General features: G+C 73.2%; 16 protein-coding genes and 1 pseudogene. 5 read left to right on the top strand and 12 right to left on the bottom strand.

Annotated elements, in window-relative coordinates:
- The 7 genes and pseudogenes from AB0912_RS28300 to AB0912_RS28270 all read right to left on the bottom strand — a co-directional run.
- Nucleotides 1-325 (bottom strand): annotated as a pseudogene (locus AB0912_RS28300) (hypothetical protein); the annotation flags it as partial.
- Between the two features lie 151 nt (nt 326-476).
- Nucleotides 477-2,303 carry a serine/threonine-protein kinase gene (locus tag AB0912_RS28295; protein ID WP_366704658.1) on the bottom strand — a complete coding sequence of 609 codons (1,827 nt, stop codon included), beginning with the start codon at nt 2,301-2,303 and terminating at the stop codon, nt 477-479.
- Between the two features lie 97 nt (nt 2,304-2,400).
- Nucleotides 2,401-4,035, bottom strand: coding sequence for a protein kinase (locus AB0912_RS28290; protein ID WP_366704656.1), 1,635 nt, complete (start codon nt 4,033-4,035; stop codon nt 2,401-2,403).
- 59 nt (nt 4,036-4,094) lie between these two features.
- Nucleotides 4,095-5,915 carry a serine/threonine-protein kinase gene (locus AB0912_RS28285; RefSeq protein WP_366704668.1) on the bottom strand — a complete coding sequence of 607 codons (1,821 nt, stop codon included), beginning with the start codon at nt 5,913-5,915 and terminating at the stop codon, nt 4,095-4,097.
- Nucleotides 5,916-6,216: 301 nt separating this feature from the next.
- A complete protein-coding gene (locus AB0912_RS28280) occupies nt 6,217-9,474 on the bottom strand; it encodes a protein kinase (RefSeq protein WP_366704654.1) in 3,258 nt (1,085 codons plus the stop codon).
- Between the two features lie 169 nt (nt 9,475-9,643).
- Complete coding sequence (locus AB0912_RS28275) at nt 9,644-12,049, bottom strand: serine/threonine-protein kinase (RefSeq protein ID WP_366704652.1); 2,406 nt, start codon at nt 12,047-12,049, stop codon at nt 9,644-9,646.
- Nucleotides 12,050-12,400: 351 nt separating this feature from the next.
- Entirely contained in the window at nt 12,401-14,107 is a 1,707-nt protein-coding gene (locus AB0912_RS28270; protein WP_366704650.1) for a glycerol-3-phosphate dehydrogenase/oxidase, read from the bottom strand.
- 281 nt (nt 14,108-14,388) lie between these two features.
- Here AB0912_RS28270 and AB0912_RS28265 point away from each other — a divergent pair, with 281 nt between their 5' ends.
- The gene (locus tag AB0912_RS28265; protein WP_366704648.1) at nt 14,389-15,597 is read left to right on the top strand and encodes a nucleotide sugar dehydrogenase; all 1,209 of its coding nucleotides are present in this window, start codon (nt 14,389-14,391) and stop codon (nt 15,595-15,597) included.
- A 154-nt stretch (nt 15,598-15,751) separates the two neighbouring features.
- Entirely contained in the window at nt 15,752-16,357 is a 606-nt protein-coding gene (locus tag AB0912_RS28260; protein WP_366704646.1) for a hypothetical protein, read from the top strand.
- Between the two features lie 186 nt (nt 16,358-16,543).
- On the opposite strand, the gene AB0912_RS28255 is transcribed toward AB0912_RS28260, so the two are convergent.
- From AB0912_RS28255 to AB0912_RS28240, 4 genes are all read right to left on the bottom strand, one after another.
- Nucleotides 16,544-17,668 (bottom strand): GuaB3 family IMP dehydrogenase-related protein, encoded by a 1,125-nt coding sequence (locus AB0912_RS28255; protein WP_366704644.1) that lies wholly within the window; start codon nt 17,666-17,668, stop codon nt 16,544-16,546.
- A 138-nt stretch (nt 17,669-17,806) separates the two neighbouring features.
- The gene (gene guaB, locus AB0912_RS28250) at nt 17,807-19,312 is read right to left on the bottom strand and encodes an IMP dehydrogenase (RefSeq protein ID WP_366704642.1); all 1,506 of its coding nucleotides are present in this window, start codon (nt 19,310-19,312) and stop codon (nt 17,807-17,809) included.
- Between the two features lie 157 nt (nt 19,313-19,469).
- Nucleotides 19,470-20,045: a sigma-70 family RNA polymerase sigma factor gene (locus AB0912_RS28245; RefSeq protein WP_366704640.1), complete on the bottom strand. Its 576-nt coding sequence runs from the start codon at nt 20,043-20,045 to the stop codon at nt 19,470-19,472.
- A 268-nt stretch (nt 20,046-20,313) separates the two neighbouring features.
- Complete coding sequence (locus AB0912_RS28240) at nt 20,314-20,925, bottom strand: response regulator transcription factor (protein ID WP_003948568.1); 612 nt, start codon at nt 20,923-20,925, stop codon at nt 20,314-20,316.
- A gap of 390 nt (nt 20,926-21,315) precedes the next feature.
- Between AB0912_RS28240 and AB0912_RS28235 the strand changes: the two genes are divergently transcribed.
- Nucleotides 21,316-21,648, top strand: coding sequence for a WhiB family transcriptional regulator (locus tag AB0912_RS28235; RefSeq protein ID WP_366704638.1), 333 nt, complete (start codon nt 21,316-21,318; stop codon nt 21,646-21,648).
- A gap of 217 nt (nt 21,649-21,865) precedes the next feature.
- Here AB0912_RS28235 and AB0912_RS28230 read toward each other — a convergent pair whose 3' ends face one another.
- Nucleotides 21,866-22,762: a LysR family transcriptional regulator gene (locus AB0912_RS28230; RefSeq protein ID WP_366704636.1), complete on the bottom strand. Its 897-nt coding sequence runs from the start codon at nt 22,760-22,762 to the stop codon at nt 21,866-21,868.
- Nucleotides 22,763-22,841: 79 nt separating this feature from the next.
- Here AB0912_RS28230 and AB0912_RS28225 point away from each other — a divergent pair, with 79 nt between their 5' ends.
- Nucleotides 22,842-23,510, top strand: coding sequence for an MOSC domain-containing protein (locus AB0912_RS28225; RefSeq protein ID WP_366704634.1), 669 nt, complete (start codon nt 22,842-22,844; stop codon nt 23,508-23,510).
- Between the two features lie 109 nt (nt 23,511-23,619).
- Nucleotides 23,620-24,393, top strand: coding sequence for an SDR family oxidoreductase (locus AB0912_RS28220; protein WP_366704632.1), 774 nt, complete (start codon nt 23,620-23,622; stop codon nt 24,391-24,393).
- Nucleotides 24,394-24,536: the final 143 nt, after the last annotated feature.

The raw sequence follows: 24,536 nt of genomic DNA, 5'->3' as shown, positions 1-24,536 counted from the left end.
CCGCAGAGGCCGCGGCCGGCGCGCCGGGCGCGGACGCTCCGGCCGCAGGGGCGACGGCGGCCCTCTCGTCGGCTCCGGCCGTCTCGGTTCGGGCCGTCTGGCCGATGCCGGCCGTCTCGTCGGCGGCGGCCGTCTCGGTGCCGGCGCTCTGGCCGATGCCGGTCGTCTCGGTGCCGGCCGTCTCGTCGGCTCCCGCCGCCGGGGCGGCGGCGGCCGTCTCGTCGGTGCCGGTCGCCTCGTCGGTGCCGGTCGTCTCGTCGGTGCCGGTCGTCTCGTCGGTGCCGGTCTGTTCCGTGGCCTGCTCCGCGGCCTGCGAGTCCGTCATGAGCGGCAGCGTATGCCCGCCCGCCCCCTTTGGGTACCCGTCGGTAATGTCCTTTCACGGACCACTCACACCCCGCCAGCGATCACTGGCAGCAAACCCGCTGATCAGGGCGTTGTCGGTGCTCCGGTCACCTGGGCGGCGTTTTTCCGGCTCACAGCCTGTCCACGTCCAGGTTGGCGATGGCCTGCCGGGCGACCTCGCGGCCGCGTTCCGTGAAGTCGCCCTTGCCCGGGTAGCTGACCGTCAGCTTGTACATGTCGCCGGCCGTCGACTTGTAGTAGAAGAGCCGCAGTTCCCGTGGACGGGGGTGCTGGCTGTCGGTCGTCGTGTACGTGAGCGTGTTCTCGGCGGACTTGCGGCCCCGGTAGGTCGTGTCCCCCTCGGTCCTGGTGTGCGGCCCCTTGGGCATGCTCAGGGAGTACTCGCCGCTCTCCTTGAAGTCGCCGTTGTCGGCGTACATCTCGGCCGCCGCGGAGTCCTTGATCTGCTTGCCGGTGTCCTCGGACTTCTTCGCCAGGCTCAGCCCGATCCAGATGCTTCCGCTCCAGTCCGTGTACGTGACCCAGTGCTTTTTGTCGGAGGAGCGGTCCGGGGTGGCCACCTGGTAGTCGGCGGGCACCGCCAGCGTCGCGGCGACGTCCGCCACATGCCGTTTCGTCCAGCCGTCGGGCAGCGGACCGGCGAACGGGTCGGCGATCACCAGGTACGCCGCCACCGCGAGGGCGACGACCGCCGCGCCCAGGCCGATCAGCGTCCTGCGGCCGAGCCGGATTCCCGGGCCTGCCGGCCCCACCGGTCCGGACGGGCTCGCGACCGTGACGACCTGCGTGGGCGCGGGGGCCGGGGGCCGCGCGGCCTCCTCCAGCAGCCGGCGGACCCGGTCGGCGCCGGGCCGGTGCGCGGGGTCCTTGGCGAGCAGTCCGTTGATCACCTCGGCGAGCGGTCCCGCGCCCGGGTTGGGCGGGGCCGGCGTGGAGTTGAGGACGGACTGAAGAGTGGCGGGCGTGTTGCTGCGGCGGAACGGTGAGACGCCCTCGGTCGCGGTGTAGAGCACCACGCCGAGCGACCAGAGGTCGGAGGCGGGGCCGGGCCGCTGTCCGAGCACCCGCTCCGGGGCGATGTACTCGGGCGAGCCGACGAAGCCGCCGGTGTCGGTGAGGCTGGTCTCGCCCTCGATCTGGGCGATCCCGAAGTCGGTGAGCACGACCCGGCCATGGCTGCCGAGCAGGACGTTGTCGGGCTTGACGTCGCGGTGCAGGATGCCCGCCGCGTGCGCCGCCTCCAGCGCGCCGAGCACCTCCAGGCCGACCCGGGCGGCCTCGCGGACACCCAGGGTGCCCTCCTGGAGGGCGTCGCCGAGTGAGCGGCCCCGGACCAGCTCCATGACGATCCAGGGCTGTCCGTCCACCACCGCGACGTCGTGGACGTTCACCACGGCGGGGTGGTCGAGCCGGGCCGCCGCGCGCGCCTCGCGCCGCATCCGCTCGTACACGTTGGCGCGTTCACGCTCGGGAAGATGGTCCGGAACGCGCGGTTCCTTGACGGCGACCTCACGGTCCACGGTCTCGTCCTTGGCCCGCCACACCGTGCCCATGCCCCCGTGGCCGAGCTTGGCGAGCAGCCGGTAGCGGCCGGCGATGAGCCGCCCGGCTCCCGGGTCGGGCGCGGACGGCGCGGGCCCCGGCGCCGGACCCCCGGCGGACCCGGACGCCTCGGACGCTCCGGAGGCCCCAGACCCTGCGGAGGCCCCGGAGGCTCCGGAGGCCTCAGACGCTCCGGAGGCTCCGGACGGCCCGGACGCGGGCGCGCCCTGCGGCTGCTCCGGGACGATCCGGGTGGGCGTGGCGTACGGATTGCCCGGGTACGGAACGGCGGCCTGGGCCTCGTGCGCACGGCCGGGCACGGTGGGCCGTGGTGGTTGCAGACCGAAACTCGTCGGCTCGTCGCCCCCGTGCGGGACTCCCCCGTTGTCGCTCATGGGTCCATCTCTATCGCGGCGGGCCCGCCGGTATCCAGCCCTGTCGCCCGCCGGTCACAGACCCGTGACGCGCGCCATCCCTTATCTCCCGCTTGGTTCAGGTACGGGCGAAGGTGTCCACGGCCACGTCGAAGTACTCCTTCGCCTCCGTCACCCGCCCGACCGGCGCCGACACCCACACGTCGTACATCCGGCCGCCCTCCTCCCAGCACAGGTCGTAGGTGTGCCGGGCGCCCTCGGCCGTGGTGAAACCGTCCCAGGTGAACTCCCACAGGGCGGCGGGGCGACCGCCGTGCGTGGTGCGGGTGACCCTGCCGTCCCGGTAACCGGGGTTGGCCGAGGGGCCTTTCCCGGCGGCCCGGCGCAGCACGCCGAGCGGGCCGCCCGGCGCGGGTTCGCTCACCTTGACGCCGAGCCGGAAGACCTGACCCGGTGACATGTAGAAGACCCGCTCCCCCTGCGGGTCCCGGGTGAAGTCCTCGGGCACGGCGAGCGCGAAGCCGTACGGATCGGACGCCAGCCGGTATCCGGAGGGCGGCGCCGGACGGGTGCCGATGGCGGTGGGCGCGGCGCCGGCGGGGGACGCCGGGTGCGTGGCGGACGCCGGAGGGCCGGAGGTGGGCGAGGTGGTGCCGGGCGTGGGCGAGGTGGGGCCGGGCGCGCTCGACGTGGGCGGCGGGCCCTTTCCGTCGCCGCCGTCGTGCACGAGGAGGGTGGCCGCCGAGACACCGGCCCCGGCGAGAGCGGCGACCAGCGCGGCGGCGAGCAGCAGACCCCGGGCGGACTGCTTGGGCGGGCCCCCGTCGGCCGCGCCGGAGGGAGCGGGGGGCGTGGGCGCGGGCCGGTGCAGCGGGTTGTCCCGCCGGGTCGGCGTGTACGGGGCGGACCGGCGCGGGGTGCGCCCGCTCTCCCGGAAGGCGCGCAGCATCCGCTCCGCCTCGGCCGCGCCGAGCCGCCGCTCCGGATCGCGCTCCAGCAGACCCCGTACGACCGGCAGCAGGGGCGCGGCCTGCGCCGGGGGACGGATCTCGTCCACGACGACCGCGTGCAGGATGCCGCCCAGCGAGTCGCGGCGGAACGGGGACGCGCCGCTCAGCAGCGTGCACAGCAGCGCGCCCAGCGACCACAGGTCGGACTCGGGCCCCGTCCTGGCGCCGGACATCCGCTCGGGCGCGGTGTACTCGGGCGAGCCGACGAACGCGCCGGTCTCGGTGAGCGTCGTCGCCCCGGCGACCTGGGCGATCCCGAAGTCGGTGAGGACGACCCGGTCGGTGCCCGCCTCGATCAGGACGTTGGCGGGCTTGAGGTCGCGGTGCAGGACCCCGGCCTCGTGCGCCCGGCGCAGCGCCCCGAGCAGGTCGACGCCGATCCGCGCGGCCTCCCGGGCGTCGACCGGACCGCGCGCCGAGATCCGCTCGGCGAGCGAGCCGCCGTCGATCAACTCCATGACGATGTACGGGCGTTCGTCGTCCACCACGACGTCGTGCACGACGATGATGTGCGGGTGGTGGAGCTGGGCCACGGCCCGCGCCTCGCGCAGGGTGCGGTCCCGCTGGAGACGGAACTCCTCGGCGGAGAGCGAGTCGTCGAGGGCCAGTTCCTTCACGGCGACCTGGCGGCCGAGCAGTTGGTCGGTGGCACGCCAGACGACGCCCATGCCGCCCCGGCCGATTCTCGCCTCCAGCCGGTAACGCCCCGCGATCAGACGGACGTTCTCCCCCTCGGTCCCCATGCGCCCCATGATGCACCAACGGACGCGGACCCTCCGGAGCCGTGTCGTCGCCGTGGGTGTTATCCGGCCTCGGCCCAGCTGCGCAGCACCGCGCCGAACTGCTGCCGGGTCACGATCCAGTCCTCCAGCGGCGAGGACATGTAGATCGCGTACTCGACGCCCTTGCGGGAGATGTAGGTCTCCTCGATGGCGCGGCGCAGGCCGGGGAAGTCGCTGCTCTGCTCGGCGGTCCAGGTGAAGTCCCAGAGGGAACCGCGGCAGTCCCGGAAGGTGTTGGCGGCGGGACCGTCGCTCGTGTAGTTCTTCAGCTTCTTCAACTGCTGTTGCAGGTCGAGCTGATGACGGTAGGGGTCGTCGAAGTCCGGCGACTCGTCGATGGCGATCCGGACGAAGTGCTGCCCGCCGTCGGGGCTGTAGTCGATCTGGGAGCCGGTGACCTTGCGCTTCCAGTCCTTGCCGGGCAGGGCGAGGCGGAAGCCCAGCGGGTCCGTCACCCGTACCCAGCCCTTGGGCAGGGCGTCGGCCGGCGCCGTCGGCGTGGTGTGGGTGGACTCGCCCGTCGGCTTGTCGTCGTCGCCGCCCGTGCGCCCGCCCGTCGAGGCGGCGGTGGTGTCGTCGTGCCGCCAGTCGTTCGCGTAGCGCATGGCCACGGCGCCACCGCCGCCGACCAGCACGGCCAGGGCCAGGACGAGCGCGACGGTACGACCGCGCCGCCGCTGCCCCGCCGCCGGGCCGGACGCGGGCGCGGGTCCGGTCCGCATCTGGTACGCGGTGCCGGCCGGGCCGGCCCCTCCCCCGGCGGGCGGCCCGTAGGCCTGGCCTCCGTAGGACGGGCCGCCATGGGTGCCGCTCCCGTACGGTCCGCTCCCGTACGGTCCGCCGCCGTACGTTCCGCTCCCGCCCCCGTGCGGCCCGCCTCCGGGCCCGTTCGGATGGGCGGTGTCGGGGCGGGCGTTGTTCGGATGGGGGTTGTTCGGGCGGGCGTTGTTCGGGCGGGCCGCGTTCGGGTCGACGCGGGTGTCCGTGTGGCGGGCCGTGGGGACGTGGGCCCGCGCGGTCCGCGGGCGGCGGCCCTCCGCGGCCTCCGCGAGCATCTCCTCGGCTTCGGCGGGACCGGGCCTGGCCTCGGGGTCCTTGCTGAGCAGCGCGGCGATGACCGGCTCCAGCGGGCCGGCGTTGCGCGGCGGCTCGGGGTCCTCGTCGACGACCGCCTGCATCGTGGTCAGCGGGGAGGTGCGGCGGAACGGGGAGCGGCCCTCGACCGCCGTGTACAGCGTGGCGCCGAGCGCCCACAGGTCGGAGGACGGGCCGGGGTCGTGGCCGCGCACCCGCTCGGGCGCGAGGTAGTCGACGGAGCCGACGATCTCACCGGTGCGGGTGATGGTCGTGTCGCCCTCGACCTGGGCGATCCCGAAGTCGGTGAGCAGCACCCGCCGGTCGGGCGACAGCAGGACGTTGCCCGGCTTCACGTCACGGTGCAGGACGCCCGCCGCGTGCGCGGCGCGCAGCGCGCGCAGCACCCACAGCCCGATCCGCGCCGCCTCGGCCGGGTCGATCCGGCCCCGCTCCTTGACCTCGTCGGCCAGCGAGTTGCCCTCGACCAGCTCCATGACGATCCAGGGCCGGTTGTCGTGATCCAGCACGTCGTGGATGGTGACGACGGCCGAGTGGTTGATCCGGGCCGCCGCGCGCGCCTCGGCGTGCGTCCGGGCGAGGAGCCGGGCACGGTCGCCCTCGGCGGCGTACAGCGCGGCGGTCAGCTCTTTGACCGCCACGGCACGGTGCAGCACCTCATCGTGCGCACGCCACACCCGGCCCATGCCACCGCTGCCGATGGAGTCCACAAGCCGGTAGCGGCCCGCAAGGAGCAGGCCCTGCATCTGATTCACGTTTCCCCGCAATGGTCTTGACAGGGTCAGACTAAAGATCCGTCCCCGCGCAGGGAACATGCGGGGTCGTACGGAGACAGCACTGTGACGGTTCTCCCTTGCGGGTACGCGGGAGAACCGTCCGGTGTTCAACCGTTCACGGCGGACCGGATACGGGCGGCCGGGCGGGGGAGGCCGGGCGCGGGCGGCCCTGCGCGGGAGGCCGGGCACAGGCGACCGTGCGCGGGCCCGGGTGCCTGGGGATCAGGAGCGGCGCTCAGCCAGTGACTTGACAGGAAATCAGGAGCGGTGCTCAGCCGGTGACTTGATAGGTGTCGGCCGCCTGCTCGTACAGCCGCGAGACCTCGTCGCGTTCGGCTTCCGGGCCCCGCACCTGCACCACGTGGTAGCGGCCGGCGACGATCATCGCGAGGTTGCGCACGTAGAGCGAGCGGCCCGCCGAGTCCTGCCAGGTGAACTGGCCCTCCGCCATCGCCCGGCCGCCCACGTCGATCCGCCGCATCCCGCTCGACGTGGCCCACGTCGAGTCCCGGAAGGGCTGCAACTCCTTCTCGCTCTCCCGCTGATACGTCATCGGGTCGGCGCCGTAGCTGCCCGTGGTGTCCCGGCCCGGGACGACGATCAGCTCGAAGTCCCCGTGCGAGTAGACGACCTGGCCGCGCCCGTTTTTCGGTGTACGGTCCCAGCCGCTCGCCACCGCCACCCGGAACCCGGCGGGGTCCTTGCGGAGTGTGAAGCCCTGCGCGACATCGGGATCGCCCGCCCCGCCCGACGGTGCCGAACTCGCCTTCCCCGAGGGGCTCTTGCCGGTCGACGGCGAGGTCTGGTCCGGCCGGGGCTCACTGCTCACCGCGGGGCCGCCGCCGGTGTCGGGGGCGGGACTGACCTGGCCGGCGTTGCCGGTACGCCGGCCGTCCGCGCCGTTCGCGCCGTCCTCACCGGACTTGGGCATGAAGACCATCGCGTACGCGACCGCCGCGACCAGCAGGAGCAGTACCAGGAGGACCAGGTTCCGGCCCAGGCTGCGGGGTTTGCCGGAGGTCTCCCTCCGCGCGCGCTTGTGGCGGGCGTGCGGGCTGGTCGCGGGGAGCCCGGCGCGACGCCTGCGGACCAGCTCGCCCCGCCGCCGTACGATCGGCAGCCGGCTCGGGTCGACGGGCGGCACGGCCACGACATGCGCCCCGGCCTCGGGTTCCGGCGCGGACCGCACCAACGACCGCAACCAGCCGCGCAGTTCCTCGAAGTCGAGCCGCTCGGTGGGGTCCTGGCGCAGCAGCGACTCGACGACGGGCCGCAGCGGGCCGCACTCCTCGGCGAACGCGGGGGGTTCGGAGCAGACCAGTTGGACCAGCTCGGCCGTGTTCTCCTCCGGGTAGGGCGCGTGGCCCTGCACGGCACGGAAGAGCAGGGCGCCCAGCGCCCACAGGTCGGTCGCGGGCCCGATGGGGGCGGCGAGCTGCCAGTTCTCGTGAACGGGGCCGGCCTGCTCCGGTGCCCAGCGCTCGGTGACCGGCCCGACCACGGCCATCCGCGCCTGCCGGGCCCGCTCGGCGGCGAGCGCGGTAGCGGGCCCCCGCCGCGGCGGCCCACCGGCGACAAGCGCGCCCCAGCCGCCTTGTCCGGTACGGGGGTTGGGCGGGCCGGAGGCACGGGTGTGCTCCGGGACGGGACCGGCCTCGAATGCGTCGGCCGCGCTGTTGTGCCCGGGGTCCTCGAAACCGCGCTGCTGCGACGGGAGTTGGGCACCCCGTCCGACGCCCAGGCCAACGCCCTGGCCTGCGGGGAGAGGGGGGCGGCCCTGGCCGTTCTCGCCCGTGCCGCTTCCGCCGACCGCTCGCGTGGGGCGCGGCTGAGCACCGTGCCAGCCGGCGCCGCCGACGCCGTACGGGTCGGCTATCTGACCGGGGGGTGCGGCGGGAGGCCGCTGTTGCCCTGCCTGGGAGGGCAGTTGGGGCATCCCGTACGGCTGGGTCCGCTGCGGGTCGGCGGCGGAGCCGTGGCCCTGGTTGTGCTGGGGGTTCGTCTGCTGGGGGTTGGCCTGCTGGGCGTTCGTCTGCTGGGGGTTCGTCCACGGGGGGTTCGCATACCGGGGATCGGCCGACGGGGCGTACCCCTGGTGCCGGCCCTCGCCGCCCTCGCCGCCCTGTTCGCCCCGGCCTTGCTGGGAGGAGCTTTCCGCGCCGTACCCGCCGTCCCGGCCGGGGTGTCCGTACTGGGCCTGCCTGTCCTGCCGGCCCTGTTGCCCGTACGGGTCGGGGCCGCCGGTCGGTTCGGTGTCGGCCGCCGGGCGCGGGGCGGGGAGGGCGAGCGGGTCGCCGCGCTGTTCCTCCTGGACGCGGGCCGCCGCGCGGGCGCCCGCGCGATAGGCGGCGATGGCTCCGGCGCGGGCCGCCCGGATGTCACCCCCGGGGCCGTCCGCCCGGCCACCCGCCTCCGGTTCGCCGGCCGGTGCGCCGGGGCCGGTACGCCGGGCGCCCGGATGTGCCGGACCGCCCGCTTCGAGAGCGCGCGGCCCCCGGACCGGGGCCCCCGGCGTCGGCTTGCCGGGTACGGGTGCGCCCTGCTCGGCGCGGGCCTCGATCGCGGCGCGCCGGGCCTCCTCCGCGTCGGCACCGGAGGTGGCCGCCACGGCGACACCGTGCCCGGCACCCCCGCCGAAGCCGATCCCGCCCCCGGGACCACGCCCACCGGGGCCGCCGGAACCACCGGGACCGCCAGAACCGCCCGTACCGCCGGCACCGCGTGGCGCGCCGCCCGGCCCCAGACCCGCCGGGCCGTCACCCGCGTACCCGAACCGCCCCTGCCCTTGCCCCTGTTGGCCCTGCTGTCCCTGGTGTCCTTGCTGTCCCTGCTGACCAGCGGCCCCGCCGAAGCCACGCCGTGCGACGCTCCCGGCACCGGGGTCGGCGCCGGGGTCGAGGCCGGGAACTTCCTCCCGGACCGGCACCGGGTCGTACCCGCACAGCGCCTCCTCGGCGGCGCCCGCCGCGAGCCCGGTCAGCAGCACGCGGCCGTCGTCGCAGACGAGAACGGTCCGGGCCGTGACGTTCCGGTGCACCCAGCCGTGCGCGTGCAGGACGCGCAGCGCGGTCAGGACGTCGGAGGCGACCTCGGCGGCGCGATACGGGGTGAGCGGCTTCTCGGCGAGCAGCGCGGCCAGCGGTCGCGCGGGCACCATCTCGCTCACGATCCACAGCGAGCCGCCCTCGGCGAACACGTCGAAGACCTGGTCGAGCCGGGGGTGGTCGGGGATCTGCGCGGCGGCCTGCGCGGCCTCGATCGCGCGCCGCACGGCCGGTTCGGTGGGCCGGCGCGTGGTGCGCGCGGACGCCCGCCGCGCTCCGCCGTCCCGCGCGATGAACCCCTCGGGCAGACCGTCCGCGTCGAGCATCTCCGCCTCGACGACCTCCGGCAACGGCACCTGGCGCACCAGGACTTCCTGCCCGCTGTAGGTGTCGAAGGCCCGGCTCTCGGCGAGTTCGTACTCGTCGGAGGGCGGCAGCGGCAACCGGTAACGGTCCGCGAGTACTCGTCCCGCGTAGTCGTCCACGATGCCTCCCCCAGCCGACCGGTCGGTCAATTCCGTTCGCCTCGCGGCCCGTTACGGCTTCGTACGGTCCGCAACCACTCACGATACGTGCCCGAGGCAACCCGCAGAGCGCTGATGCGAGATCTCGGCCGCCCGTCCGTGGCGGAACGTCACCCCGTCGAGCGGTACGTCACGACTTCGGCTGGAACGTCTGGGTCAGCGTCTTCCACGTGTCCTTGCGCAAGTCGCCGTCCCAGTCGGCGTCCTTCGCCGAATACATCAACGCGTACCCCTGATGCGCGTTCACAACGAAACCCCGGTCGATGGAGCGGTACTTGGTGCCGTTGTCCGAGTAGGTGAACTCCCAGTCGGCGGTGTTCCAGCCGCGGTAGTCCACCTTCTCTATGCGCACGCGCGAGTACTGCGAGCGCGTCATGTAGCGCTCCTGGTTCTTCCAGTCCGCCACCGGGTCGGATTTGGGGGTCGTCGTCCAGCCGACGAGGAGCCGCTGTCCGTCGGGCCCGGTGAACCGCGCCCCGGCCGCGTCCGCCGACTGGTACTTCCAGCCCTTCGGCAGCCCGATCGAGAACCCCTGGGCGCTCTTGTACGTCGACTCCGCGGTGGAACCCGAGCCGCCGCCGTCACCGCCCGCACCCGCCGGCGCGCTCGCGTCCGGGTCCGACGTGGACCCCGGGGACTCCTTCGAGCCGGAGCCCGAATCCGAGGTGTCGCCGCTGTCGGTGTGCTCGGCGCCCTTGCCGCCCTTGTCGTCCGTGTTCTTGTCGTCCGTGTTCTTGTCGTCGCCCTTGCCGCTGCCGCTCTTGTCGCCGCCGGCGCTCGCCCCTGCGGACGCGGCCGGCTTGCCGCCGCCCTTGTTGTCCTTGGTGCCGCCGTCGTCCCCGCCACCGAGGGTGAGGGCCAGTACGGTGCCGAGCACCACCAGCGCCACGACCAGGGCGAGTATCACCAGCGTGCGGCGCGGCACGACGTCCGTCAGCGACGCCTTCGGCACCGGGCGCGGCGGGCGCTCGGGGGCCACCGGCCAGCCGGACCCGGGGGTGCTCCGCGTGGCGGCGGCAGCCGCCGCACCGGAGCCCTCGGCCGAACTGGAGTTCACCGACGAACCGTCACGACCGGTTCCCTCTGCCGGGCGGCCGGAGGCGGCCGACCCGGCGGCTGCCGCCACCCCGGCGGCCCCCGCGGCTCCGGCGGACTTGGCGGCCCCGCCGGACGCTCCGGCCCCGCCGGACGCTCCGGACCCGCCGGACTTGGACAGTCCGGTGGACGGAGACGCCGCCGCCACGGAGGTGTCACCGGCCCCGGCCTTCCCGGCCGCGGCGGCACCCCCGGCCGCACCCGCACCCGTCCCCGCACCCTTGCTCGCACCCGTACCCGGGCCCGCAGCCGTGCCCTTGCCCGCAGTCGTGCCCGTGCCCTTGCCCGGCGCGGCGGCCGTGCCTGCCGCGCCCGCGCCCGCGCCGGAGGTCTCCGAGGACCCGCTCGCGGGCTTCGCACGCGCCGTGGCCGCTGCGGTGGCCGCCCCGGCGGCGGTCGCGGCCTTGCGCACCGACCGCAGCGCCCCGCGCAGCCGCTCGGACGCCTCCTCGCCCTTCCGGGGACCGGAGCCCGTACTGCTGCTGCCGCTTCCCGGACCGCGCCGCCCGGCGTCCTCCTCCGGGACCGGCGGCAGGGTCACGACCTTCGTCGCGTCCAGCGGCTCCGGCTCGGCGGCGGGCTTCGGCTCGAACCCGCGCAGCACCTCGTTCAGCAGGGCGCGGGCGCCCGCGTCGTCGAGCCGCTGCTCGGGGTCCTTGGCGAGCAGGCCGTAGATCACGCTCTCCAGCGGGCCCGCGTTCTTCGGCTGCTCCACCGGCTCCGTCATCACGGCGGTGAGCGTCGCGATCGCCGAACCCTTGTCGTACGGCGGCACGCCCTCCACCGCCGCGTACAGCAGGCCGCCCAGCGACCACAGGTCGGCCGCGGGGCCGGGCTTGTGGCCGCGCGCCCGCTCGGGCGAGATGTAGGAGGGGGCGCCGACGAGCATGCCCGTCGAGGTGATGGAGGGGTCGCCCTCGACCTGCGCGATGCCGAAGTCGGTGAGCACCACCCGGCCGTCGTCGGACATCAGCACGTTCGACGGCTTCACGTCCCGGTGCAGGATGCCCTGGCGGTGCGCGGCGCGCAGCACGTCGAGGATGGCGAGGCCCACCTCGGCGGCGCGCTTGGGGGTGAGCACCCCGTCCTCACGGATGGCCTCGGCGAGGGACTTGCCCTCGATCAGCTCCATCACGATCCACGGCCGGTTGTCCTCGTCGACCACGTCGAAGACGGTGACCGCGCCGGTGTTCCGGATCCGGGCGATCGCCTTGGCCTCGCGCAGCGTGCGCGTGATGAGCCGGCGCTTCTCCTCCTCGTCGATGCTCGACGGGAACCGCAGCTCCTTCACGGCGACCGTGCGGCCCAGGGTCTCGTCCTGCGCGCGCCACACCGTGCCCATGCCGCCGCGGCCGAGAACATCCCCCAGCCGGTACCGCCCGGCGAGGAGACGTTCGCTCTTGTCCTGACGGGATGCCCCCGCCCGCTCCGCCTCCGACATGCGTCCCCTCATGCAACCCGCCCTGACAGAGCCTCCATTGTCCCTCACCCGACAAGTGCCCGACGCCCAGGGGCCCCCTGGAACCGCAACAGCTCAGCCAGTGAGACGCCCCGCCCTCACCGGCGCCCGCACAGCAGCCGCACGCCACCCACGGCGGCCTTCCCGCCCCGGCCGCCCCGCCCGTTCGCGGCATGGCTCAAACCGGCCTGTCACCACCGGTTTTCGCCACTCGAGGGGACGCGGCACCGGCAACACACGGGTGAGGGACGGCCCTTGACGGAGCCGCCCCTCACCCGCGTCCGCCGTCCCGTCGTTCCGCCGTCCCCTCGCCCGCTGTTCCGTCCTCGCCGGTCAGAACGACACGATCTCCGGCGCTCCGAGCCGTGCCGCGTCCGCCGTCAGGTCGTCCGGCTGGCGCTGGGACTCCCGCTCGGCCTCGACGCGCTTCTCGTAGTGCTCCACCTCGCGCTCGATGGTGTCCTTGTCCCAGCCGAGGACCGGCGCCATCAGCTCGGCGGCCTCCCGGGCGCTGCGGGTGCCCCGGTCGAACGTCTCGATGGAGATCCGGGTGCGCCGGGTCAGTACGTCGTCGAGGTGGCGGGCGCCCTCGTGCGAGGCGGCGTAGACGATCTCGGCCCGGAGGTAGTCCTCGGCGGCCGGCATCGGTTCGCCGAGCGAGGGGTCCTCCGCGATGAGGTCGAACAGCTCCTCGGCGAGCGATCCGTAACGGTTCAGCAGATGCTCGACGCGCACCACGTGCAGGCCGGTGCGGGCGGAGATGCGCGCTCGCGCGTTCCACAGCGCGTGGTAGCCCTCGGCGCCCACCAGCGGGGTCTCCTCGGTGACGCATTCGGCGACCCGCTGGTCGAGGCCGTGCACCGCCTCGTCCACGGCGTCCTTGGCCATCACGCGGTAGGTCGTGTACTTGCCGCCCGCCACCACCACGAGCCCCGGCACCGGGTGGGCCACGGTGTGCTCGCGGGACAGCTTGCTGGTGGCGTCCGACTCCCCGGCCAGCAGGGGCCGCAGCCCCGCGTAGACCCCTTCGACGTCGTCACGGGTGAGGGGGACGGAGAGCACCGAGTTCACATGCTCCAGCAGGTAGTCGATGTCGGCGCTGGACGCCGCCGGGTGCGCCTTGTCGAGGTCCCAGTCGGTGTCGGTGGTGCCGATGATCCAGTGGCGGCCCCACGGGATGACGAAGAGCACGGACTTCTCGGTGCGCAGGATCAGGCCCGACGAGGAGTTGATCCGGTCCTTCGGCACCACCAGGTGGATGCCCTTGGACGCGCGGACGTGGAACTGGCCGCGCTCGCCGACCATCGCCTGCGTGTCGTCGGTCCACACGCCCGTGGCGTTGACCACCTGCTTGGCGCGGATCTCGTACTCGCCGCCGCCCTCGACGTCCCGCACCCGGGCGCCGACCACCCGCTCGCCCTCCCGGAGGAAGCCGGTGACCCGCGCCCGGTTGGCGACCTTCGCGCCGTACGCCGCGGCCGTGCGCACCAGGGTGGCCACATAGCGGGCGTCGTCCATCTGGGCGTCGTAGTACTGCAGGGCGCCGACCAGGGCGTCCTTCTTCAGGGCCGGGGCGACGCGCAGGGCGTGGCTCCGGGTGAGGTGGCGGTGGGTGGGCAGGCCGCGTCCGTGGCCGCGGGCCATCGACATCGCGTCGTAGAGCGCGACGCCCGAGCCCGCGTAGAGCCGCTCCCAGCCCTTGTGCTGCAAGGGGTACAGGAACGGGACGGGCTTCACGAGGTGCGGCGCCAGCCGTTCGAGCAGCAGGCCGCGCTCCTTCAGCGCCTCCCGGACCAGGGCGAAGTCCAGCATCTCCAGATAGCGCAGGCCGCCGTGGATCAGCTTGCTGGACCTGCTCGACGTCCCCGAGGCCCAGTCCCGCGCCTCGACCAAGCCGGTGGACAGGCCGCGTGTCACGGCGTCCAGCGCGGTGCCCGCGCCGACCACGCCCGCGCCCACGACCAGCACGTCCAGCTCCCGCTCGGCCATTCCCGCCAGTGACTCGGCTCGCTCCGCCGGCCCCAGTGTCGCTGTCCTCACCGCTGCCTCCCGCTGTTGTCGCGCTGGCCGCACCTGTCGGGCGACGCCCGGCTCACATCCCCCTTGCCCAAAGTCTGACCGTCTTGCCCCTCATCGGCCACCGTCCATCCTCAGCCTGTGGACAACACTCGGCGACTCGGGGGCGACGCGCACGGAATCTCGGCCGGACAATCCCGTAAATCGGTCATATTTACTCCTAGTCTGACATTGCGCTCGCCCATCCTGTCCACAGGGCTTGCGCACCTGTCCCGCTTCGGTTACTGGGAAGGACGGCCCACTCCATGCCCGCAGACCTCGCCGTCATCGGACTCGGTCATCTCGGCCTGCCCCTGGCCCAGGCCGCCGTCTCCGCCGGCATCTCCACGGTCGGCTACAAAACGGGGCCGGAAGGCGGCTCCCTCACCCCCGCCGAACTGCGCCGGATGCTCTCGGGGGGCTTCCGGACGACCGCGAACCCGGCCGAGCTGGGCCGCGTGCGCACCGCCGTGATCTGCGCGCCGACCCCCCGGGGCGCGGACGGCGCCCTCGACCTCACCCAGGTGGAGACGGCCGCGCGCACGCTGGCCGCCCGGCTCCGCCCGCACACCACGGTGATCATGGAGTCGGCGGTGCGGCCCGGCACCACGGAGGACTTCCTGCGCCCGCTCCTGGAAGAGGGTTCCGGGCTCCGCGCGGGACGCGATTTCCACCTGGCCTACTCGCCCAGCCGGGTCGATCCCGGCAGCCGCGACTTCACCCCGGCCAACACGCCGAGGGTCATCGGCGGCCTCACGCCCGCCTGCACCGAGTCGGCCGCCGCCTTCTACGGGCGTCTCACCGACAAGGTGGTACGCGCGCGTGGCCCGCGCGAGGCGGAGACCGTGCAGGTCCTGGAGACCAACTTCCGGCACGTCAACATCGCCCTCGTCAACGAGATGGCCGTGCTCTGCAACGACCTCGGCGTCGACCTGTGGGACGTCATCCGCTGCGCGGAGACCAAGCCGTTCGGCTTCCAGGCCTTCCGCCCCGGACCCGGCGTCGGCGGCCACGGCCTCCCCCAGGACCTCGCCGGGCACTCCGGCCGCCCCCTGCGGATGGTCGAGCTGGCCCAGCAGGTCAACAGCCACATGCCCCAGTACGTCATCCAGCGCGCCGCCACCCTGCTCAACGAGCACGGCAAGTCCGCCCGCGCCGCCCGCGTCCTCCTCCTCGGCGTCACCTACAAGGCCGACGTCGCCGACCAACAGGGCTCCCCCGCCCACGAGATCGCCGTACGCCTGATGGAACTCGGCGCGTCCGTCAGCTACCACGACCCGCACGTCCCCGCCTGGAGCGTCCTCGGCCGCCCGGTCCCCCGCGCCGACTCCCTCTACGAGGCCGCCGCGGACGCCGACCTGACGATCCTGCTCCAGCAGCACCGCACGTACGACCTGCAAGGACTGTCCGTCAAGGCCCAACTCCTGCTGGACACAAGGGGAGCGACCCCCACCGGCGCGGCCCACCGGCTCTGACCCGGGGAATTCCCCGCCCGGACTGTCCGTCCCGCCTGCTACTGTGCGGCAGCTCTCGCACACAAGTGCGCCCGCGTCCCGGGCGTCCCGCACGTGTGCGCGAACGCGTCTCGCGCACCGCACCGTGCGCCCGTATCCCTGGGGGGGATTCCGCATGAGCCAGACCACGCCTCCGCCCGGTCCACCGGTCGAGAACAACCCGTACGCGGCCGAGCCCACCGCACCGGCCGACGGCAACCCCTACGCCGGCCAGGCCGCGGCCCCCGCGGCGCAGCCGGGCTTCCCGCAGCAGACCGGACCGCAGGGCGCGCCGCAGCCGGGCTTCCCGGTCGCGCCCGTCGCCCCGGCCGCGCCGGCGCGCGACAACCTGGTGCTCGGCCTCCTCGCCGCCCTCGGCGCCGGTGTCGTCTCCGCGATCCTCTACGGCGTCGTCATCGGCGCCACCAAGCACGAGATCGGCTACGCCGCGGTCGGCGTCGGCTTCCTGGTCGGCATCGCCGCGGGCCGCCTCGGCGGACGCAACCAGACCCTGCCGGTCGCGAGCGTCGTCGTCTCGGTCGCCGCGATCTACCTCGGCCAGCTCATCGGCGAGGCGATGATCATCGCCAAGCACTTCGGCGTCGGCTTCAACGAGGTCTTCTTCGACCACCTCAGCGCGGTGCAGGAAAGCTGGAAGGCCGACGCCGACCCGCTGACCTTCCTCTTCTTCGCGATCGCCGCCTACGTCGCGTTCCAGAGCACCCGCAAGGCCGGCCACTGATCCGTCCCGTACCGGGGCAGCCGCAGGACACGAGAGGGGCCCGGCCACCGGACGGTGGGCGGGCCCCTCTCACGTAGGCCTCCAGGCCGCCGCGACTAAAGCGTGTCGTTTGGATCAGGTGGCACCGGGATGCGGCGCCTTGTCGGCTGCCCCGCTCGGCCCGCCGCATGATCCAAACGACAGGCCCTACCGCTTGTGCTGCGCGTCCGCGACCGTGACCTCGACGCGCTGGAACTCCTTCAGCTCGCTGTAGCCGGTGGTGGCCATCGCGCGGCGCAGGGCGCCGAAGATGTTCATCGAGCCGTCCGGGATGTGCGACGGGCCGGTGAGGATCTCCTCGATGGTGCCGACGGTGCCGAGGTCGACCTTCTTGCCGCGCGGCAGCTCCTCGTTCACCGCCTCCATGCCCCAGTGGTGGCCGCGGCCGGGCGCGTCGGTGGCGCGCGCGAGCGGGGAGCCCATCATCACCGAGTCCGCGCCGCAGGCGATCGCCTTGGGCAGGTCGCCGGACCAGCCGACACCGCCGTCGGCGATGACGTGCACGTACCGGCCGCCGGACTCGTCCATGTAGTCGCGGCGGGCCGCGGCCACGTCGGCGACCGCGGTGGCCATCGGGACCTGGATGCCCAGCACGTTGCGCGTGGTGTGCGCGGCGCCGCCGCCGAAGCCGACGAGGACACCGGCCGCGCCGGTACGCATCAGGTGCAGGGCCGCGGTGTACGTGGCGCAGCCGCCGACGATCACCGGGACGTCCAGCTCGTAGATGAACTGCTTGAGGTTCAGCGGCTCGGCGGCACCGGAGACGTGCTCGGCGGAGACCGTCGTACCGCGGATGACGAAGATGTCCACACCCGCGTCAACCACGGCCTTGGAGAACTGCGCGGTGCGCTGCGGGGACAGCGCGGCGGCGGTGACGACCCCGGCGTCGCGCACCTCCTTGATGCGCCGGCCGATCAGCTCCTCCTTGATGGGAGCCGCGTAGATCTCCTGGAGGCGGCGGGTCGCGGTGTCCGCGTCCAGCCCGGCGATCTCGTCCAGCAGCGGCTGCGGGTCCTCGTAGCGCGTCCAGAGGCCTTCCAGGTTCAGGACGCCGAGGCCGCCCAGCTCTCCGATGCGGATCGCGGTGGCCGGGGAGACGACCGAGTCCATCGGGGCCGCCAGGAAGGGCAGGTCGAAGCGGTAGGCGTCGATCTGCCAGGTGATCGAGACCTCCTTCGGGTCCCGCGTACGGCGGCTCGGGACGACGGCGATGTCGTCGAAGGCGTACGCCCGACGGCCGCGCTTGCCGCGCCCGATCTCGATCTCAGTCACGTTGTGGCCTTTCCCTCTTCGCTTCTGCGCCTCCCAGTATCCCCGACGCCCACGACGAGGGCGGCCCCGGAACCTCCCGGGGCCGCCCTCGCGGGGGTGCACACGCGCGCGTGACGCCCGTCGGCCGATACCGCGTGTCTACTTGATGCGGCTGTAGTTCGGAGCCTCGACCGTCATCTGGATGTCGTGCGGGTGGCTCTCCTTGAGACCCGCCGAGGTGATCCGGACGAACCGGCCCTTGGACTCCATCTCCTCGATGGTGGCGGCGCCCACGTATCCCATGGTCTGCCGCAGACCGCCGACGAGCTGGTGCAGGACGTTGGCGAGCGGGCCCCGGTAGGGGACCTGGCCCTCGATGCCCTCGGGCACGAGCTTGTCGTCGGAGGCGACCTCGGCCTGGAAGTACCGGTCCTTCGAGTACGACCTGCCCTGGCCGCGGGACTGCATGGCGCCCAGCGAGCCCATGCCGCGGTACGACTTGAACTGCTTGCCGTTGATGAACTGCAGCTCGCCCGGCGACTCCTCGCAGCCCGCGAGCAGGCTGCCCAGCATCACGGTGTCGGCGCCGGCGGCCAGCGCCTTGCCGATGTCGCCGGAGTACTGGAGGCCGCCGTCGCCGATCAGCGGCACCCCGGCGGCGCGGGCGGCGAGGGAGGCCTCGTAGATCGCGGTGACCTGCGGGACGCCGATGCCGGCGACCACCCGGGTCGTACAGATGGAGCCGGGGCCCACACCGACCTTGATGCCGTCCACGCCGGCGTCGATCAGGGCCTGGGCGCCGTCACGCGTGGCCACGTTGCCGCCGACGACGTCGACGCCGACGCTCGACTTGATCTTCGACATCCAGGTGAGGGCGTTGCTGTTGTGGCCGTGGGAGGTGTCGACGACCAGGAAGTCCACGCCGGCCTCGGCGAGGGCCTGGGCCCGGTCGAGCGCCTCGGGGCTGGCGCCGACGGCGGCACCGACGATCAGGCGGCCCTCGGCGTCCTTCGCGGCGTGCGGGTACTGCTCGGCCTTGACGAAGTCCTTGACGGTGATGAGGCCCTTGAGGACACCCGCGTCGTCGACCAGCGGCAGCTTCTCGATCTTGTGGCGGCGCAGGAGCTGCATCGCGTCGTCGCCGGAGATGCCGACCTTGCCGGTGACCAGCGGCATCGGCGTCATGACCTCGCGCACCTGGCGGGAACGGTCGGTCTCGAAGGCCATGTCCCGGTTGGTCACGATGCCCAGCAACTTGCCGCCGCCGTCGGTGACCGGCACGCCCGAGATACGGAACTTGGCGCAGATCGCGTCGGCCTCGGCGAGCGTGGCGTCCGGGTGGATGGTGATCGGGTCGGTCACCATGCCGGACTCGGAGCGCTTCACCAGGTCGACCTGGTTGGCCTGGTCCTCGATGGACAGGTTGCGGTGCAGGACGCCGACCCCGCCCTGACGGGCCATGGAGATCGCCATCCGGGACTCGGTCACCTTGTCCATGGCGGCGGACAGCAGCGGGATGTTGACCCGGACGTTGCGTGAGATGCGGGACGAGGTGTCGACCGCGTTCGGAAGCACCGCGGAGGCGCCCGGCAGCAGCAGCACGTCGTCGTAGGTCAGCCCGAGTGTCGCGAACTTGGCGGGCACTCCGTCGACGTTGGCAGTCATGACACCTTCCCCAAATGGCCTTGATCGGTGCGGATGTCCATGCTAACGGGAAGCGCGCCTCTCTCATTCCACGGTTCCGGGCAGCCGACCGCTTCGTATGTTCGTACGGCAATTCAGCCGTCCGTGTTCACCCCGGTGCCCGGCGGGGTCCTTGGGGCTACTGCTCGGCGAGCGCGCGCAGCCGGCTCAGGGCGCGGTGCTGGGCGACCCGGACGGCGCCCGGTGACATTCCCAACATCTGGCCCGTCTCCTCGGCCGTGAGACCCACCGCGATCCGCAGCAGAAGCAGCTCGCGCTGGTTCTCCGGGAGGTTGGCGAGGAGTTTCTTGGCCCATTCGGCGTCACTGCTGAGCAGCGCGCGCTCCTCGGGGCCGAGGGAGTCGTCGGGCCGCTCCGGCATCTCGTCGGAGGGAACGGCCGTGGACCCCGGGTGGCGCATCGCGGCGCGCTGGAGGTCGGCGACCTTGTGCGCAGCGATGGCGAAGACGAACGCCTCGAAGGGGCGCCCGGTGTCCTTGTAACGGGGCAGGGCGAGCAGGACGGCGACGCAGACCTCCTGCGCCAGGTCCTCCACGAAGTGCCGCGCGCCGCCCGGCAGCCGGGACAGCCGGGTGCGGCAGTAGCGAAGGGCGAGCGGGTGCACGTGGGCGAGCAGATCGTGGGTCGCCTGCTCGTCGCCGTCGACCGCGCGATGGACGAGCGCACCGATCCCCGTCGTCTCGTCTTCGCGCATCGGTCCATGGTGCCCTGGCGCCGGGTCGCCCGCGGCACCGCGTCCGTAGTTGTGCACCGAAGCGTTATGAGCAGGTGCGCCGGAACTCATCTCCTGCGCCCTCCCCTTCCGCTCGTCCGACTTGTCCCCGAGGAACTCCACACCTCAAGGATGCGGCATCCGCCGGGAAACGGGGATCGGACGCCGAAGACACTCTCTTCGGGGGCCCGGCCCCACCCGCCGTCCAGCGGGTAGGGACTCCTACCGTCATACCCCCGAGTCCGCTCGCTTAGCGGACCAGACCCCAGCGGAATCCGAGGGCGACCGCGTGCGCGCGGTCCGAGGCGCCGAGCTTCTTGAACAGCCGGCGGGCGTGCGTCTTGACCGTGTCCTCGGAGAGGAACAGCTCCCGGCCGATCTCCGCGTTCGAGCGGCCGTGGCTCATGCCTTCGAGCACCTGGATCTCACGCGCGGTGAGCGTGGGCGCCGCGCCCATCTCGGCCGAGCGCAGTCTGCGCGGGGCGAGCCGCCAGGTCGGGTCGGCGAGCGCCTGGGTCACGGTGGCGCGCAGCTCCGCCCGGGAGGCGTCCTTGTGCAGATAGCCGCGGGCACCGGCGGCGACGGCGAGCGCCACGCCGTCCAGGTCCTCGGCGACGGTGAGCATGATGATGCGCGCACCGGGGTCGGCGGACAGCAGCCGGCGGACGGTCTCGACGCCGCCCAGTCCGGGCATGCGTACGTCCATCAGAATCAGGTCCGAGCGGTCGGCACCCCAGCGGCGGAGGACTTCCTCGCCGTTGGCCGCCGTGGTCACGCGCTCGACACCGGGCACGGTCGCGACCGCGCGGCGGAGCGCCTCTCGGGCAAGCGGGGAGTCGTCGCAGACGAGGACGGATGTCATGGCCGCCCTCCGCAGCAAATGCGCGTCACCTTGAGCCTCCAGGCTGGTACGAATCGTCACCTGTGCGGTCGACACTCGCCGACGGATAGGTCCGCCTGCCCGAGCGCTTGTTCCTTCAACCGCCTCCGCCCATCTCAACGATGGTCACCCGAAAGAGTTACGGGGCAGCCGGTCGTCATCGGCACTGTACGTGAGGGTGTGGACACGGTGCCGACATGCGCGCCGACCCTCAACGTTTCATCACAACCTATGCCCCATTTAGCCTGTTTTCTTCCCCTTTGCTGGTGTCTGCGGCTAGATTCGCAATGAGTCATATTTTCATCTCCTTAGATCGTAGATGTACGGTCGGTGGGCACAGAGCAGCCCAGAACGGCAACAAGGGGACACGCAATGGCAGATTTCTCCCGCCTTCCCGGTCCGAACGCGGACCTCTGGGACTGGCAGCTCCTCGCGGCCTGCCGTGGGGTCGACAGCTCGCTCTTCTTCCACCCGGAGGGCGAGCGTGGTGCGGCACGGAGCGCTCGTGAGAACTCGGCCAAAGAGGTCTGCATGAGATGCCCGGTGCGCGCGGAGTGCGCGGCACACGCGCTCGCGGTGCGCGAACCGTACGGCGTGTGGGGCGGACTGACCGAGGACGAGCGCGAAGAGCTGATGGGGCGGGCCCGCAACCGACTGGTCACGGCGTCGGCCACGGGCGGCGGCGGCCCCGCTTCGAACACTTGAAGGAACGTTTCTGCATAACGGGCGCAGGTCTCGGTGGCGGGCACATGTCGCGATGACGGGCGCAGGTCCGTCCGACTGACGGGCGAACGTCTCGGCACCCGCGCGTGGTGCGGGTGACGGGTGACGGGTGACCGGCGGGCAGTGAACCGGTGTCCGGCGTCTGCCCGGGGAGCGACCCGGGGGCTGTGGCCCGTGCGCAGTGGCTAGCGGGCAGTGGCTAGCGGGCAGCCGCCCGGGCCAGTCGGTCCAGGGTCGCGGCCACCGCGGGCACCTCGGCGAGGTCGGGAAGCGTGAGGGCCACGATCTCGCGCCGCACCGCGGGCTCCACCGTCACCGTGCGTGCACCCTTGGGGCGAACGGACTCGATCGCGAGTTCGGGCAGAACGGCGACTCCCAGTCCCGCGCCCACCAGTCCGACCACGGCCGGATAGTCGTCCGTGGCGAAGTCGATACGGGGTTCGAAACCGGCGCCCCGGCACACCTCGACGAGCCGGCCCCGGCAGCGCGGACATCCCGCGATCCACGACTCGTCGGCGAACTCCCCGATGGAGACGGACCCCGCGCGGGCGAGCCGGTGCCGCTCGGGGACCAGCCCGACCAGACGGTCCGTCAGCAGCGGCCGTACGACGAGGTCGTCCCACTCCTCCCCGCCCGGCGCACCCTCGTAGCGGAAGGCGAGCGCGATGTCGCAGTCGCCCGCCCGGAGCTTCTCGACGGACTCGGGCGGCTCGGCCTCCTCCAGGAAGACGCGGGTGCCGGGGTGGGCGGCGCGCAGGGCGGCGAGGGCGGTGGGGACCAGGGTGGAACTGCCGCTGGGGAAGGAGACGAGCCGGACGCGGCCCGCCCGCAGCCCCGCGATGGCGGCGACCTCCTCCTCGGCGGCGGTGAGTCCGGCCAGGATGGTCGCCGCGTGCCGGACCAGGGCCTCACCCGCCTGGGTGAGGCGCATCTCGCGGCCCGTCCGGATGAGCAGCGGGGTGCCGACCGACGCCTCCAGCGCTTTCATCTGCTGGCTGACGGCGGGCTGGGTGCAGCCCAGCTCGCGGCCGGCCGCCGAGAAGGAACCGGTGGTGGCGACGGCGCGCAGGACGCGGAGATGACGGGCCTCGATCACTTCTTGAGCATAAGCCAGGCTTGGACAGAGCGCCGAATACCGCGTCGACGCTTTGGATTGGATCACTTAGCGTGGCCCCATGAAGCTTCTGTCGCTGAACGTGGGCCGGGCACGGTCCGTCGACTACACGGACCATCCGGAGGGGGTGACCGGCATCGACAAGCGGCCGGTCCAGGGGCCGCTGCGGGTGTCGGCCCCCGGCCCGAAGGGCGTCGCCGGGAGCGGGGTGGCCGGGGACACGGTGTGCGACCTGCGCCATCACGGCGGCGACCACCAGGCGGTGTACACGGTCGCGCGGGAGGACCTGGACGACTGGGAGCGCGAGCTGGGGCGCCCGCTGCCGAACGGCGCGTTCGGCGAGAACCTCACGACGCGGGGGCTCGACGTGTCCGGGGCGCGGATCGGTGAGCGCTGGCGGATCGGCTCCGAGGTGGTCCTCGAGGTGACCAGCGGGCGGATCCCGTGCCGCACCTTCCAGGAGCACTTGGGCGAGAAGGGCTGGGTCAAGCGGTTCACCCTGCGGGGTGCCCCGGGGGCGTATCTGCGGGTCGTGGTGCCCGGGGAGATCAGCGCCGGGGACCGCGTCGAGATCGTGCACCGGCCCGCCCACGAGGTGACCGTCGCGGTCCAGTTCCGCGCGGTCACCATCCAGCGCGACCTGCTGCCGGGCCTGCTGGCGGCCGGGGACGCGCTGCATCCGGAGGCGCGGGCGACCGCGGAGAAGTACGTGGCCCGGTACGGCGGATGAGGCGGGTCCCGGGCCGCCTGGCCCGGGGCGCGGGGGGAGCCGGGGAGCGGGGGCGGGCGTCGGGCGGCACCGGGCGCGGGGCGGCCGGGCGGATCACTAACCTTGCGCCATGACAACGGCTCTGATTACGGGATCGACCGCGGGGATCGGTGCCGCCTTCGCGCGGCGGCTGGCGGCGGACGGGCACAACCTGGTGCTGGTGGCGCGGGACACGCAGCGGCTGCGTGAGCAGGCCACCGAACTGCACGACCGGCACGGCATCGAGGCGGAGGTGCTGACCGCCGACCTGGCGACGGACCAGGGCATCGAGGCGGTCGCCGCCCGCCTCTCGGACCGCAGGAGCCCGGTCGACCTGCTGGTCAACAACGCGGGCTTCGGCAACAAGGGCCAGTACCTCGACGTGTCGATGGCCGACGAGCTGACGATGCTCAAGGTGCACTGCGAGGCGGTGCTGCGGCTGACCTCGGCGGCGGCCGGGGCCATGCGGGAGCGCGGCCGGGGCGGCATCGTGAACGTCGCGTCGGTGGCCGCGTTCGTGCCGCGGGGGACGTACGGGGCGTCGAAGGCGTGGGTCGTGCAGTTCACCCAGGGCGCGGCGCGGGACCTCGCGGGCAGCGGCGTACGGCTGATGGCGCTGGCCCCCGGTTTCGTGCGGACCGAGTTCCACGAGCGGGCCGGGATGGGCACCGACAACATCCCGAACTGGATGTGGCTCGACGCGGACAAGCTGGTCACGGCGGCCCTGGCCGACCTGGCACGCGGCCGGACCCTGTCGATCCCGGACGCCCGCTACAAGGTGCTGATGGGCGTGGTGAAGGTGACCCCGCGCGCGCTGCTGGGCGGCATCACGTCGAAGACGGGACGCAAGTACGGTCCCCGGTAAGGGGGTTGAGGACGTGAGTCGGGCTTCGTTACGCGAGAGGGCCGGAAAAGGTCGGGCACGCGCGAACTTCATCCGCGCGGATTCGCTCCTCCCTGACGACCGCTCGTCGACGAAGCACTACCAGTGGTGGACGGCGCTTCGGC

The organism is Streptomyces sp. NPDC007084, assembly GCF_040703595.1.
Taxonomy (GTDB): Bacteria; Actinomycetota; Actinomycetes; order Streptomycetales; family Streptomycetaceae; genus Streptomyces.
The sequence above is the reverse complement of the archived record's forward strand: the minus strand, read 5'-3'. Positions and strand labels throughout refer to the sequence as shown.